Source organism: Olivibacter sp. LS-1 (assembly GCF_008245145.1).
GTDB lineage: Bacteria > Bacteroidota > Bacteroidia > Sphingobacteriales > Sphingobacteriaceae > Olivibacter > Olivibacter oleidegradans.
Genome location: NZ_CP041643.1, coordinates 4,862,345 through 4,876,969 on the forward strand (window position 1 = coordinate 4,862,345; position 14,625 = coordinate 4,876,969).

The following is a 14,625-nucleotide window of genomic DNA, read 5'->3' on the forward strand; positions in this document are numbered from 1 at the left end:
CAACTTACCGTATTCAGTTACATGATTTTTTGGGGGCTTTGGACTAAAGACCAAGCCACCAACTGAAAAAAATGTATAATCTTGTATTACTATGACGACTTACCAATACTTTATCTACTTCTTACTTCTCTTTGTCAATGCCTATCCCCTTAGGGGTCAAGTGGCTCAATTGCCTACTCCGTGGACCGAAACGGCAAGCCGGGCGGAAGTCCCTTTAGCGGAATACCCTCGACCGCAATTGCAGCGAGCGGAATGGTTATGTCTTAATGGCAAGTGGGATTATCTCGGGGGAAAGGATGCTCCGGACGCTTTTCAGCCACAAAAACCGGCCGTTTTTGATAACGTAGCGGAGAAAATTCTTGTTCCTTACTGCCCGGAATCGTTTTTGTCGGGCATACAACGGAAACAGGAAATAAACATGTGGTATAGGCGGATTTTTGAAGTACCTGCTGCCTGGAAAAACAAACAGATCATTCTTCATTTTGGTGCGGTGGATCATGATGCAACCATCTTTGTAAATGGAGAGCAAGCCGGCAGCCATGCAGGAGGTTATGATGCGTTCTCTATAAATATTACTCCTTTCCTAAAAAACGGCAAAAACACCCTCATTGTAGCAGCTAAGGATTTAAATGATGGTAAAACACCATCAGGCAAAAACGGTCCGCGGGGCGATTATACCTTCACCTCCGGTATCTGGCAGACGGTATGGCTCGAACCGGTAAATAAACACTTTATACAGGGTATTCGTTTACTTCCGGAGCTTGACCATGGACGACTAAAAATATTTGTAGAAAGTGATGGAGCCAAAAAGATATCCGCGGCTGCTTATGATGGTAAACAACTGATTACCAAGAGTGATGGAGTGAGTGGTTCGTATTTTTACCTGCCCATAAAAAATCCGAAGCTCTGGTCGCCAGACAGCCCTTTTCTCTATGACCTAAAGTTAAGTCTTTATGGTAAAGATGGTGGTATCTCCGACGAAGTAACGAGCTATTTTGCTATGCGGGATATTAAACTGTGCAAAATAAATGGTGTGGTAAGACCGCTTCTGAATGGAAAGTTTGTGATGCAACTGGGGTTGTTGGATCAGGGTTATTGGCCGGATGGGATATTAACGGCGCCGACTGAGGAAGCCTTAAAATCCGACATCGAGTATACGAAAAAGGCAGGATACAACCTGATTAGAAAGCATATGAAAACGGAACCGCAGCGTTTTTACTATTGGACGGATAAATTGGGATTGCTGGTTTGGCAAGATATGCCTGCCATTTGGTATCCTAACGAAGATACGACGATATACCGGGAAATGTTCCGAAAGGAACTGAAGGCAATAATTGATGATCACTATAATTCGCCATCTATCATCGCCTGGGTTCCCTTCAATGAAAACTGGGGAGCCTTTGACGTAAAAAACATCACGGATTGGGTGAAACAATACGATCCGTCGCGACTGGTTAATGGGAACTCCGGCTTTAATAATAATCCCAGCTATCAGAAGGCTTACGGCGACCCGGGCAATGGGGACTTTGTGGATACACACATCTATGTGGGACCTTACGGCGCTTCGGTGCCTGACAGCGCGCGGGCAGCCTCTTTAGGTGAATTTGGGGGTGTGGGATTATACACCCGAGGCCATATGTGGCCCGTAGAAAATAATGCCTATGCTTATGAGCCTACGCAGACAGCGCTCACGGACCGTTATATATTACTTCTAGAGCAAGTAGATCAGCTCATGAAGTATAAGGGGCTCAGTGTGGCCATATATACGCAAACAACGGATGTGGAACATGAAGTGAACGGTGTGTTGACTTATGATAGAAAAGTGGAAAAAATGCAACTAGAGCGCATTAAGGAAATTAACGAAGCTGTTATTAAGGATAGTTATGAATTGAATAAGAGTATCGGACAAAATGGACAGGACTGATTACACCCAATATTTTATTGAAAGATTTTGGAAGTCGACCGAGTATGAATATCTTTATCTTATGCATTAGCATTTATACATTAAACCCGAATTAACAGTTATGGAACGCAGGAAATTCCTCCAATCTTCGCTTGTGGCTGCTGCAAGTGCATCAGTAAGTATCAACCCAACAATGGCAAATGATAAAGCGCCGACGCAAAAAGAAGTATACGAATGGCGCGAATATGAAGCGCGATTTGGTTCTGATATAGGTCAGCTGGAAAATTATTTCAAAACAGCCCTTATTCCTGCATTGAATAAATATGGAGTAAAAAAAGTTGGTGTCTTTAAGGAATGGAGACCATCGGATCCCGCCAAAATTTATTTATTGATGCCTTATTCTTCGCTCGATAATTATCAATCCGTTAATGCAAAAGTAAAAGCGGACGTCGATTATATTAAAAATAGCGCCGCATATAACAGTATACCTGCTGATAAACCTGTCTACAATCGCTTTACGTCGTCTTTAATGGTTGCCTTTGATGGATTTCCTACAATGGTTGTCCCTTCAGGTGAGTCACGGATATTTGAATTAAGAACATATGAAGGTTATAGTGAAGACGCCGTAAGAAGAAAGATTAAGATGTTCCATGATGGAGAATTTCCTATTTTTAAACGCGCAAAATTGATGCCTGTATTCTTTGGTGAAGTGATTGCCGGTGACAGGCTACCCCGTATCACTTATATGCTCACGTGCAACAGCATGGAAGAACGCGATAAGGGGTGGTCTGCTTTTGGGGCAGACCCTGAATGGAAAAAATTACTAGCAGATCCGCAGTATGCGAATACCATTTCTAAAATTAGCAATAGCTTTTTGATTCCAACTCCTTATTCACAGGTATAGTGTCAACCGAGAACCAATTATTGTTAGATGGCAATTGAATTAATCATTACGGCCATCTAACAATTGGCTGCGTCTCTACTGCACGATACGGAATAGGCCCTTTGTCAGTTCTTTTTTATGTCGTAATCTTTAAAGACTGAATGTGTCCATCTGCGATTTCAAGATGATAGTTTAAAACGACAGGGCTACCGGGAAAGGTTCCTGATACTTCTGCTTTTAAAATACTTGTTGTCTCTTTTTCTTCAAAGTGAAGAGGCTGCATTACGGGTTTGTAATTTTCATTAGCATTGGCAATCCATTGTTCGATGTCTGTTTTTCCTTTATACGTTTTCCCTTCATCAAAGACAGTAGCAGTTTCAGAAAAACAGTTAGCATAAGCAACACTGTCGGCTTGATTTTGTGCTTCAACTAATTTGGTTATAACCTTAGGTAGCTTCATATTCGTATCATTTATGGTTAACTAATTTTTTGTATTTCTTTTAGATGCAATTTCATGCTGCAATTATATGGTTGGGATAGTGCCCCCATCTATGACGTATTCTGTACCCGTTAAATAGCCGGCTCTTGGAGAAACAAGAAAACCAACCAATTCTGCAATCTCTTCAGGTTGAGCTGGTCTTCCATAAGGAATACCACCTAACGCATCCATTACACTTTGTGTAGCTGCTTCGATGGAAATATTTGAGCTTTCAGCAATACGTTCCATCATTCGCGCTGACGATTCTGTCATTATCCAACCCGGGGAAACGGTTAACACACGTACACCTTTAGCGGATACTTCTTTTGACAGCCCCTTGCTGTAATTAATTAGGCCTGCTTTTGCAGCGGCATACGGAAGAGTGGAATCATAGAGCGGCAACCTGCCTTGAATAGATGCGATGTGAATAATTACACCGCTTTTGTTGTTAAGCATCTGCGGTAGAAACGCTTTATCTAAGCGAACCGGAGCGAGTAAATTGGTTTGTATCGTCTCTTCCCAATCCCTGTCAGTTAATGCGACAAAGCCCCCCCCCGGGGTTTCGGAACCTCCAAGATTGTTTACGAGGATATCGAGTTTCCCGAATTTTTCAAACACTTCAGCCGCAACTTTAGCAGCGCCCTCCGGTTTACTTAAATCTACCGAAATAAAATACTGCTCTTTATTGAGTGATTCGGGTCTGTTTCTAGCCGTGATGATTACTTTTGCACCCGCTTGGTTTAAACGTTCAGCAATGGCTTTGCCTGCTCCTTTTGTTCCACCGGTTACCAAAGCAATCTTGCCTGATAGTTCGTTTTGATAATCTAAATTTTCCATGTTCAATAACTTTCAATGCAAAGTTGAGAAGTATGATACGTCCCTACAAGTACGGCATTACGATTCATATAGGGATAAATTATTCCCCTATTGTACGCCGAGGAACATAGGCTTATTTTTGTGTCATGTACGAAAGAAAAATAATACCTAACTTAAATTGCGGACTTGACCTGGTTGGTGAAGTATTATACGGCAAGTGGAAGATACGCTTGCTTTGGTTTATCAATGAAGGTCATATACGACCAAGCGAATTACAACGCAAAATACCGGATGCTTCGCGCAGGGTGTTGAACATTCAATTGAAAGAATTGGAAGAGCATGAACTTATAAGCAAGAAAATCTACCCGGTAGTTCCGCCAAAAGTTGAATATAGCCTTACTGAATTCGGAAAGAGCTTGATCCCGGTAATTGATACCTTAGGACGATGGGGAGACGAAAATGGAGAGCAGTTAAGAACCGTTATAGCAAAAAGATTTACCCCGTAAACTCGATTGAGAGTAAAAAAAAAGTATTAACCAGATTCGTATCGCAGAGGTTAACATAATTTTTACGATAGATTTACGTTGATATCATTAACTTTACGGATATACGGAGTGGTTTAGCTATAGACAATAATGACCACTTTCATGTTTAACTTCATTAATAAACCAATTGTGCCTGTAATTGAATTAACCACTAATATTCGAGCGGAAATTGATATCTGCTTTGATTTGTCGAGAAGTATTGATTTACACTGTATATCCACCGTAGGAACTGATGAAAAGGCTATAGCCGGTACTACTTGTGGATTGATTGGCTTTAATGAAACCGTCACCTGGCAAGCTAAGCATTTTGGAATACGCCAGCAACTGACCTCGAAGATAACAGCATTTGAACGTCCATTCCATTTCAGAGATGAGCAATTAAAAGGGCCGTTTTCTTACATCAAACATGATCATTTTTTTAGAACAGTTGGCAATTTCACTACGGTTATTGATCATTTTGATTATGGTATTCCTTATGGTGTTTTTGGCAAGTCTTTCGACCGGTTAATTCTCAACAACTATCTTCGCAGGTTCTTAGAGGAACGAAATCGTATTATAAAGGATTATGCGGAATGCGGAAGATTTATGGACCTATTAAAAACAGGTTCATAAGCGTATCGTATTCAGTAGGATACTCTTTGTATGAAGACCGATTGGTCAATTTATCGCTGTCATGCAAAGGTAGAAGCAGGAACCTAACAGCATTAACGATTGAGCTTTAAGCTCTTGTTTATCATATTTGACATGAAGACCTTACACTCACGATTAAAGTTAACAATAAAACAAAGGTTAAAACGAAAACCTGTATTTCGGAAATCACCATGCACAGGATGATCAAAAAAAGTAACATGACAGCGTTTGTTACCACACTCATCAGCCTTGCAAAACGGTTTTTTTCCACCAAGTGAATTAGATTGATACAGCCATTGAAAAACATGGCCAAGCCGCCTGAAAGAAACCACATCACACTTGCGGTTGAGCTTAACCCGGTGCGATCAAAAAGTGGATATAGCAGATGCGCTATTGCAAAAGTAAAAATCAATCCTACCAAGATTTTGTACGAACGAACCATTTCCTTTCTTCTTTTTTACAAAATTGATTATCAACTAACTTTTTCGTATATCGCTTCTGTTAATGCCCCTCCCAAATAGGCCGTTTGTGGTTCTAATACAATGTTCTGCTGACTTGTTGCAAATCGATCACCCATATTCACAACAATGTCGACACAGGTATCAGGATAAAAAACTTCATAAGCTCCGTTCGTACCTTTGAGTGTCCAGTAAGAGTGAATATAGGGTTTCAGCTCTTCACAAGGTTTGAAATATTCGAATGGCATACTAAAGATTGCTTATCCTGCCAAAAGGGCTTCTTCCAAAGTTACATTTTTTAATAACTAAATTTAGTGATGGGCTTACGCCAATTAAAAAACTATCAAAATTAAACGTGCATAACGACGAGCTTACTTTTGTTATTACGAAAACGTCTTCTCATATACTAAGGCTGGCTTAAAACGCTTCGCCAAGGTGCCGGTAGCTTTACTTAGGTCAATATCGACTATCAGCACACCGCTTTCTCCATAGTTCTGCCTAGCTAAGCAAGAACCGTCGGGCGCTATGACAGCACTGGCCGCTTCTTGGTACTTAGCGGCATAATTGACGCTGGCAAAGTAAATGGTGTTTTCCAAGGCGCGCATCATCATTGCTTTTTCGTAATAGGGATTTTCTTTAGCGCCGAACTCGGTGAGGAGCATTCCTTTTTCATTACTGCCGACAAAATGCGGGTGAAAAACGATCTGTGCACCTCGTTGAGCAGCCCACCGTACCGACTCAGGATATCGAAAACCTTCATGACATATGGTGATTCCAAACTTGACCTTGTTCAGCTCAAAAATTTGCCGCTGCTCGCCTGCCGTCCATAAATTATCTTCTGTAGGATCTAACTGATTTTTTGTTTGATAACCTAACAATTCTCCTTTATTTGATATAACATGAGCTAGATTAAACACTTGTGATCCAAGATACCAGTCCATGGGAAGAATAATAGCGATATGATTTCTTTTAGCTATATCGCAAGCCTCTGCCAACGCCCACTTTAATGCGTCAGCTGTACGATCTTCTTTTGAATAACCCATTCCCGGATAACCAGGGATGAAAGATTCAGGGAAACAGACCACTTCTGCTTGTTGCAGCCCAGCATATTCAGCTAAAACACGTAACGAAGCAAGTCCCTCGCGAAGAGATTTAGGAAAAAATGGCGACGCCAGCGCTATTTTCATGAGTTGAATGGAATAATACGCTAAATATAACAAAGTTTTATCATACCTCCTCTATCATAACAAGTGTTCATTCCATCGTTCATTTATTTTTAGAGTAAATAGGACCACCTTCCAATAAACTTATAAAATACCGGCTTTACCACTTCCAAATCGATAACTTAAACCGACCTCGTGAGTGGCATTATCGATTCTTCGTTTAAGTGGATTATCATTGGAGTTAAATTGATAACTATACCCCAGCTTCAATGGCCCCACCATGATTTCAAGCAAGGCAGATAAATCACTATTAGTGCGAGCATTTAACCCCAAACCAGCCTTCTTCTGCACGTATATCATTGCAGAAAAATCTGCCTGTAAGGGCACTCCCGGAATATAACTTGCCAGGAATGCGGGTTTTATGTCAAAACTCTGATCAAGCCGAAGCACAGCACCGCCCATGAGGTGATATTGATTGCTGAAATTATATTGTCGATTTATATCGCCTCCAGATCCTAAATCTGACAGGGCAAGTCTTGGCATGGAAAGACCGACATAATAACCTTCGGGCCGATAAAGCAACACACCGAAACCCATCAAAGCGGTACTTTCGCGAATATCAGAACGAAACGCAGGGTCATTTGGATCTACTTGACTAAAACTTCCGTTATAAAAGCTGACCCCTAAGCTCATGGACATTGCCAAGTACTCGTTCTCCGAAAGCCGAACTGACTTCGCCAGAAAGGCACTTAATTCCGTTGCGTTTTCAATGGCCAGACTTTCATGGCGCACATTTAATCCTATCGCCGCATTAAATTTGTGCCAAGGTGCATGCGCAGTCATCCAATAGGAAGTTGGCGCACCTTCTAGGTTAACCCATTGCTTGCGGCCCAACAAAGCAACCTCGCCATCTGGCCGTAACAAACTTGCAGTAGGATTCAAGGCGGTTGGCTGATTAGCGTATTGATTATACGTGGGAGCCTGTTGAGCTTTTGCGAATGTAAGGTGCAGCAATAGGACCGCAATAACTGATATGAATTTTATACTGTTCATGTTAGCTTATATTTTCGCTGCCTTCATTCTTAAAAAGAAGGCGTCTATCTTTGATGACCACTTAATATCGGACTACGAAATAACCTTTTTCATGCTTCCAAGTTCCGTCCACTTTTACTTCCAGGAGATAATAATAGGTTCCTGGAGGAATCTGGTTATTACCAGGACCAAGCCCTCGGAACACTTTGTCTTCATTATTGTAACCGCTCATCTCTATGATTTGCATACCGTTCCGGTCTACAATGATAAGTTTGTTATCAGGATAGTCTTTAACTCCTTCGATCATCAGAAAATCATTGATACCGTCTCCATTTGGTGAAAGCGCTTTGTGTACTTTTATGGGTAACGCAGCTCCCTTATCTATTACTTGCACCCGGATGCTTACAGGGTTTGCGGCTTCATAGTTGGCGTCTCCTTCCTGGAAAGCCGTTATCATTACGGTACCTAACCGAAGGACATTAAGGGTTGTCCCGGAAACAGTTGCTACCTGTGGATCGCTTACTTCTAGCCGAATCGGCAGGGAGCTGCTTGCACTTACCGTTAACGGGAGACGGCCTACGTTACGGGCTACTTCTCCTAGTTCCGTGAAACTAATTTCTTGCGAAGCTTTTTTAACGATTAGTTTCCTACTTACCGTTGGCTTGTTGTTATAATTAGCGTTATCCGGAACGGTGGCCGTAATAATAGTTTCACCAGCGCCAACAATATGGATACGCCCGTCGACACTGATTGTCGCTACGTTGGTATTACTGCTAATGTAACTAACCGCCTCCCCACTATTAGCCGTAGCCTGTACATTAAAATCGTTATCGCCGTAGGTTTTTTCCGGTAATTCCGCGAAATCGATACTACGCTCAACAGTCCTTATTTGTAAGGTTGCTTTTAGCGTGAGTGGGATATAATTGCTACCGCTTACCTTAGCGGTTACTTCCTGCATTCCAACATCGGTGCGATTGTTATTCTCATAACTGACACTTGTGCCTACTGGCAAAGTCCCCGAGATGGCCAGTGATTTTGCGGTGCCGTCGTATACAAAAGATCCATCTTGGAAACTGATGCCGGTGATAGCGGCCTTGGTTACTGTCAGATTGGCGGTCAACACTAGATCGGTATAATTCGCTCCGTTGATTGTTGCTATTACCTCTTGTGTACCTACATCTGTGCGACCATTGTTTCCATAGCTAACAGTAGTGCCTGCTGGTAAAGTACCTGCTATTGCTAATGACTTGGCCTTACCATCGTAGGCAAAACTTGCATCTTCCAATGTGATACCAGTAATGGTGGCCTTGCTGATTGTTAAGTTTGCTTTCAGCACCAGGGTTTCGTAATTATCACCGTTAATGGTGGCCGTCACTTCCTGTGTTCCTACATCCGTGCGATTGTTATGCTCATAACTGACACTTGTGCCCGCTGGCAAAGTCCCCGATATAGCCAGTGATTTTGCGGTGCCGTCATACACAAAAGCCCCGTCTTCCAACGTTACACCTGTAATGGTGGCCTTGCTGATTGTTAAGTTTGCTTTCAGCACCAGGGTTTCGTAATTATCACCGTTAATGGTGGCCGTCACTTCCTGTGTTCCTACATCCGTGCGACTGTTATGCTCATAACTGACACTCGTGCCCGCGGGCAAGGTACCTGAGATGGCCAGTGATTTTGCGGTGCCGTCATACACAAAAGCCCCGTCTTCCAACGTTACACCTGTAATGGTGGCCTTGCTGATTGTTAAGTTTGCTTTCAGCACCAGGGTTTCGTAATTGTCACCGCTGATTGTGGCCGTTACTTCTTGCGTACCTACATCGGTGCGACTGTTATTTTCATAACTGACACTCGTGCCCGCTGGCAAAGTCCCCGATATAGCCAGTGATTTTGCGGTGCCGTCATAAACAAAAGATCCATCTTGGAAACTGATGCCTGTGATAGCAGCTTTGGTAATCGTTAAGTTTGCTTTCAGTACCAGCGTTTCATAATTATCACCGCTAATCGTAGCACTTACTTCCTGTGTACCTACATCGGTGCGACTGTTATTTTCATAACTGACACTCGTGCCCGCTGGCAAAGTCCCCGAGATAGCCAGTGATTTTGCGGTGCCGTCATAAACAAAAGATCCGTCATCCAACGTTACGTCCGTAATGTTGGCCTTGGTAATCCTTAAGTTTGCTTTCAGCACCAGGGTTTCGTAATTATCACCGTTAATGGTGGCCGTCACTTCCTGTGTTCCTACATCCGTGCGACTGTTATGCTCATAACTGACACTCGTGCCCGCGGGCAAGGTACCTGAGATGGCCAGTGATTTTGCGGTGCCGTCATACACAAAAGCCCCGTCTTCCAACGTTACACCTGTAATGGTGGCCTTGCTGATTGTTAAGTTTGCTTTCAGCACCAGGGTTTCGTAATTGTCACCGCTGATTGTGGCCGTTACTTCTTGCGTACCTACATCGGTGCGACTGTTATTTTCATAACTGACACTCGTGCCCGCTGGCAAAGTCCCCGATATAGCCAGTGATTTTGCGGTGCCGTCATAAACAAAAGATCCATCTTGGAAACTGATGCCTGTGATAGCAGCTTTGGTAATCGTTAAGTTTGCTTTCAGTACCAGCGTTTCATAATTATCACCGCTAATCGTAGCACTTACTTCCTGTGTACCTACATCGGTGCGACTGTTATTTTCATAGCTTACGCTTGTGCCCACCGGTAAGGTACCTGAGATGGCCAATGATTTTGCTGTTCCGTCGTATACAAAAGATCCATCTTGGAAACTGATGCCTGTGATAGCGGCTTTGGTAATCGTTAAGTTTGCTTTCAGCACCAGGGTTTCGTAATTATCACCGTTAATGGTGGCCGTTACTTCCTGCGTACCTACATCCGTGCGACTGTTATTCTCATAGCTGACACTCGTGCCTACTGGCAAAGTACCTGAGATGGCCAATGATTTTACTGTTCCGTCGTATACAAAAGATCCATCAACAAAAGTGATATCTGATACATCATCTATAGATGCCTTGGTGATTGTCAGATTGGCGGTCAACACTAGATCGGTATAATTCGCTCCGTTGATTGTTGCTGTTACCTCTTGTGTACCTACATCTGTGCGACCATTGTTTCCATAGCTAACAGTCGTGCCCACTGGCAAAGTCCCCGAGATAGCCAGTGATTTTGCGGTGCCGTCATATACAAAAGATTCGTCATCCAACGTTACGCCCGTAATGTTGGCCTTGGTAATTGTTAAGCGCGCTTTCATTACCAGGGTTTCATAATTATCACCGTTAATGGTGGCCGTCACTTCCTGCGTACCTACATCCGTGCGACTGTTATTTTCATAGCTAACGCTGGTGCCCACCGGTAAGGTACCTGAGATGGCCAGTGATTTTGCGGTGCCGTCATACACAAAAGCCCCGTCATCCAAGGTTATGCCCGTAATGGTGGCCTTACTGATCGCTAAGTTTGCTTTCAGCACCAGGGTTTCGTAGTTGTCACCGCTGATTGTGGCCGTTACTTCCTGTGTACCTACATCCGTGCGACTGTTATTTTCATAGCTAACGCTGGTGCCTACTGGCAAAGTACCTGAGATGGCCAATGATTTTGCTGTTCCGTCGTATACAAAAGATCCATCTTGGAAACTGATGCCTGTGATAGCGGCTTTGGTAATCGTTAAGTTTGCTTTTAATATCAGTGTTTCATAATTATCACCGCTAATCGTGGCCGTTACTTCCTGCGTACCTACATCGGTGCGACTGTTATTTTCATAACTGACACTCGTGCCCGCTGGTAAGGTGCCGGCGATAGCCAGCGATTTTGCGGTGCCGTCATACACAAAAGACCCGTCATCCAAGGTTATGCCCGTAATAATCGTCGCATACTGAAGACTTAGTGTATTGGATGCTAGGTTACCATTGCTACCGACATTAACCGCCATATCAGCTGGTATGTAGATCTGCACAATTCCCCCCGCCGCGGGTGTCACTAAGAACGAATAAGAAATATTATCGTTTGTTTGTAAGTTACTAAGTGTTGCATTGCTTCCTATAATATCCTCAAGTGTAAATCCAGTAACGGCTTCACTGAACGTTGCAATTACGGTGAAAGGACTACTAACTGGAGAACTGGCCTCCGTAGAAAGCGTTACGCTTGGTTGTATGGTATTGACGAAAATTCCTGCTGTACTCGGTACATTATTCAACATAGCGGAAGCCTCATTGCCAGCAGCGTCCTGCATAACACTTGCATTGCCGATAATTCCGGCCAAGGTGATCCCATCTAAATCTAAGTCTCCGCTTTGCACGGCGTAGCTAAACGCAAGCGTGCTAGTTCCTGAACCTGCAACATAGGCCGCCTGAACAAGTGCTGCTCCAATAGTTAGGTTCAGGTAAGGGTTGCCACTAACGGTAACAGGCTCATTGAAATTCACCGTAAAGTTTAGTGAACTTCCCATTCTATAATATCCATTATTTGGTACAATAACCAAGGTTGAAACGGGAGTAACTCCATCAACGACAATATCATGTTGACCGGCAAGGGAGTTTGGACCACCAGTATTTGGCAATGTGAGATCCGCATCAACTAAAGCCCCGTTTCTTATCACCGCACCATTGAGTCTCAATGCGGTGGTTGATAGGTAATCCAGGTCATGACTGAGATCACCTGCTTGCACCGTGTAATTAAATGTTATGGCATCGGTACCCGATCCGGAAACATATTCGGCCTCCCTGTTCACGACACCTGTATTTAATGTCAGCGTGGGGTTTCCCCCTGCCGCTTGAACGACGACAATTTGATTAAAAACAACTACGATACTTATCTCATCTCCTAATTTATACAAACCGTTTGAGGCAGTTGTATTTACCATATTTATTCGTGGGTTTCCAGCAGTTACTGCTATTCTAAGCGTTGCGGTGTCACAAAGTGAAGGCGAGCCATTATCACATACTTGATAGATTACACTATCTTGACCGAAAAAGTCTGAATTTGGCGTGTAGGTAAAACTGCCGTCTGCATTCAGCACGACTGTGCCATTCACAGGCGCCGTCACCAGTGAGGCAGTCAACGCATTCCCGTCGGGATCGTTATCGTTCGTCAAAACGTTACCCGTTGCAGGTTCATTTTCAGTTACAATAATTTCATCATCAACTGCAACCGGAGCGTCATTTGTTGAATTTACGGTAAACTTGACAGTCGCTGTATCGCATAAGGACGGGCTACCATTATCGCATACCTGATAGTTCAGGCTGTCTAAGCCGACAAAATTAGTGTTTGGTGTGTACGTGAAACTGCCGTTAGCATTCAATACCACCGTTCCATTAACCGGCGCCGTCACCAGTGAGACAGTCAGCACATTCCCTTCAGGGTCTGTATCATTCGTCAAAACATTCCCTATCGCTGCTACGTTTTTCGCTGTACTGACAGCATCGTCTACAGCCATCGGAGCGTCGTTCACCGGCGTAATATCTATATTGATAGTACCAACGACTACATTATTTGCACCGCCTGAACCGGTGTTACCGTTATCATTGATGGAAACTTCTACCAGAGCCGCATTGTCGCCTGACAGGTTATGATCAGGTCGGAAATAAATATTACTAGGCACATTGATGTAATTATTAAGATCTATCAGATTTCCCGTCAATGTTAACTTTCCAGTCAAATGGCCCGTTATGGAGATTCCAGTTCCTGCTGCAATATCAAATATTCCGCCGGTGGCGTCCAACGTTAAGGAGACTTGTCCCACACCCGCATCAACATCCATTATTGTCGCCGACGAAATATCCAATGCATCTTCGGTAGCGTCTTCTCGCACGGTAATATCGGCAGGTAGTCCCACAATTACCGGTGCATCGTTTACCGCTTCAATTTGAAAGTGTGCCCATGCTGTATCACATCGAGAAGGTGTACCATTATCGCAAACCTGATATCGTAAACTATCCAAACCATTAAAATTAGCACTTGGTGTATAAGTAAAGCTACCATCCGCATTGAGTACGATCGTGCCATTTACGGGCGCCGTCACCAAAGAGGCGGTCAGGGCGTTCTCTTCCGGATCACTATCATTCGTCAAGACATTCCCAGTGCCGGGTGTATCTTCCCTTACCGATACGGCATCATCCATCGCGACAGGAGCCTGATTAGTCATTACTTCAATATCATCCAACATAACACCTATGTTGAAACCAACTATTTCAAGCTCATCCATATTCGCCAAGAATGGATAGTCGCTTGAACTTATGGCAATTTTATGGATGGGTATAGTGGGTTGATAGTAAGTCCGGATGGTATCAATAAGAACACCATCTCTTTTTACATAAATTTCAATCATCTGGGTTTCATTTTGGGTAGGCCAAATGTTAAATTGCCTTATACCAAAATTATCTCCAGAGGTACTTTTTAAAGTGGCAGAATGAAGCGTAGCGCCAGCCAACGCATCATAACGTAACACTTTTGTACTTAAACTAGTGCCAATTAACACCCTGATTTGACTACCATTGCCATTTCCCGTTGCAATGGCTGAAAAGCCATTACCAACCTCCCAGGTGGCTGGTGCCGTATTTGTGCTAATGGCGTGAACCTCTCCTGCATTAAAGCCCTCCCAGTCATAAACACCGGAATTGAGTACTTGTGCATGTACAATAAGACCACTGAATAACAGTCCGCAAAGCGTTATTAGGTAGTTGAAAAATTTTGTAGGGTAAAAGTATTTCATATATA

Annotated in this window: 10 protein-coding genes; 4 read left to right on the top strand and 6 right to left on the bottom strand. The window is 43.3% G+C overall.

Going from position 1 to position 14,625, the window contains the following annotated elements:
* Positions 1-91 precede the first annotated feature (91 nt).
* Both FKG96_RS20120 and FKG96_RS20125 read left to right on the top strand, forming a co-directional pair.
* On the top strand, positions 92-1,924 hold the full coding sequence (locus FKG96_RS20120; protein WP_149105939.1) for a glycoside hydrolase family 2 protein: 1,833 nt from the start codon (positions 92-94) through the stop codon (positions 1,922-1,924).
* Between the two features lie 100 nt (positions 1,925-2,024).
* A complete protein-coding gene (locus FKG96_RS20125; protein ID WP_149105940.1) occupies positions 2,025-2,807 on the top strand; it encodes an NIPSNAP family protein in 783 nt (260 codons plus the stop codon).
* A 115-nt stretch (positions 2,808-2,922) separates the two neighbouring features.
* On the opposite strand, the gene FKG96_RS20130 is transcribed toward FKG96_RS20125, so the two are convergent.
* Together FKG96_RS20130 and FKG96_RS20135 are read right to left on the bottom strand one after the other, a co-directional pair.
* Positions 2,923-3,246 (bottom strand): nuclear transport factor 2 family protein, encoded by a 324-nt coding sequence (locus FKG96_RS20130; RefSeq protein WP_149105941.1) that lies wholly within the window; start codon positions 3,244-3,246, stop codon positions 2,923-2,925.
* A gap of 63 nt (positions 3,247-3,309) precedes the next feature.
* Positions 3,310-4,101 (bottom strand): SDR family oxidoreductase, encoded by a 792-nt coding sequence (locus FKG96_RS20135; protein ID WP_149105942.1) that lies wholly within the window; start codon positions 4,099-4,101, stop codon positions 3,310-3,312.
* Between the two features lie 125 nt (positions 4,102-4,226).
* Between FKG96_RS20135 and FKG96_RS20140 the strand changes: the two genes are divergently transcribed.
* Both FKG96_RS20140 and FKG96_RS20145 read left to right on the top strand, forming a co-directional pair.
* Positions 4,227-4,586 carry a helix-turn-helix domain-containing protein gene (locus FKG96_RS20140; RefSeq protein ID WP_013667682.1) on the top strand — a complete coding sequence of 120 codons (360 nt, stop codon included), beginning with the start codon at positions 4,227-4,229 and terminating at the stop codon, positions 4,584-4,586.
* Positions 4,587-4,727: 141 nt separating this feature from the next.
* Positions 4,728-5,237 (top strand): SRPBCC family protein, encoded by a 510-nt coding sequence (locus FKG96_RS20145; protein ID WP_149105943.1) that lies wholly within the window; start codon positions 4,728-4,730, stop codon positions 5,235-5,237.
* A 490-nt stretch (positions 5,238-5,727) separates the two neighbouring features.
* Here FKG96_RS20145 and FKG96_RS20150 read toward each other — a convergent pair whose 3' ends face one another.
* The 4 genes from FKG96_RS20150 to FKG96_RS20165 all read right to left on the bottom strand — a co-directional run bounded on the left by FKG96_RS20150 (position 5,728) and on the right by FKG96_RS20165 (position 14,620).
* Entirely contained in the window at positions 5,728-5,961 is a 234-nt protein-coding gene (locus tag FKG96_RS20150) for a DUF6597 domain-containing transcriptional factor (protein ID WP_149105944.1), read from the bottom strand.
* Between the two features lie 135 nt (positions 5,962-6,096).
* A complete protein-coding gene (locus tag FKG96_RS20155) occupies positions 6,097-6,900 on the bottom strand; it encodes a carbon-nitrogen hydrolase family protein (protein ID WP_149105945.1) in 804 nt (267 codons plus the stop codon).
* Positions 6,901-7,020: 120 nt separating this feature from the next.
* Complete coding sequence (locus FKG96_RS20160) at positions 7,021-7,929, bottom strand: PorP/SprF family type IX secretion system membrane protein (protein ID WP_149105946.1); 909 nt, start codon at positions 7,927-7,929, stop codon at positions 7,021-7,023.
* A gap of 61 nt (positions 7,930-7,990) precedes the next feature.
* Positions 7,991-14,620 (bottom strand): MBG domain-containing protein, encoded by a 6,630-nt coding sequence (locus tag FKG96_RS20165; protein ID WP_149105947.1) that lies wholly within the window; start codon positions 14,618-14,620, stop codon positions 7,991-7,993.
* Positions 14,621-14,625: the final 5 nt, after the last annotated feature.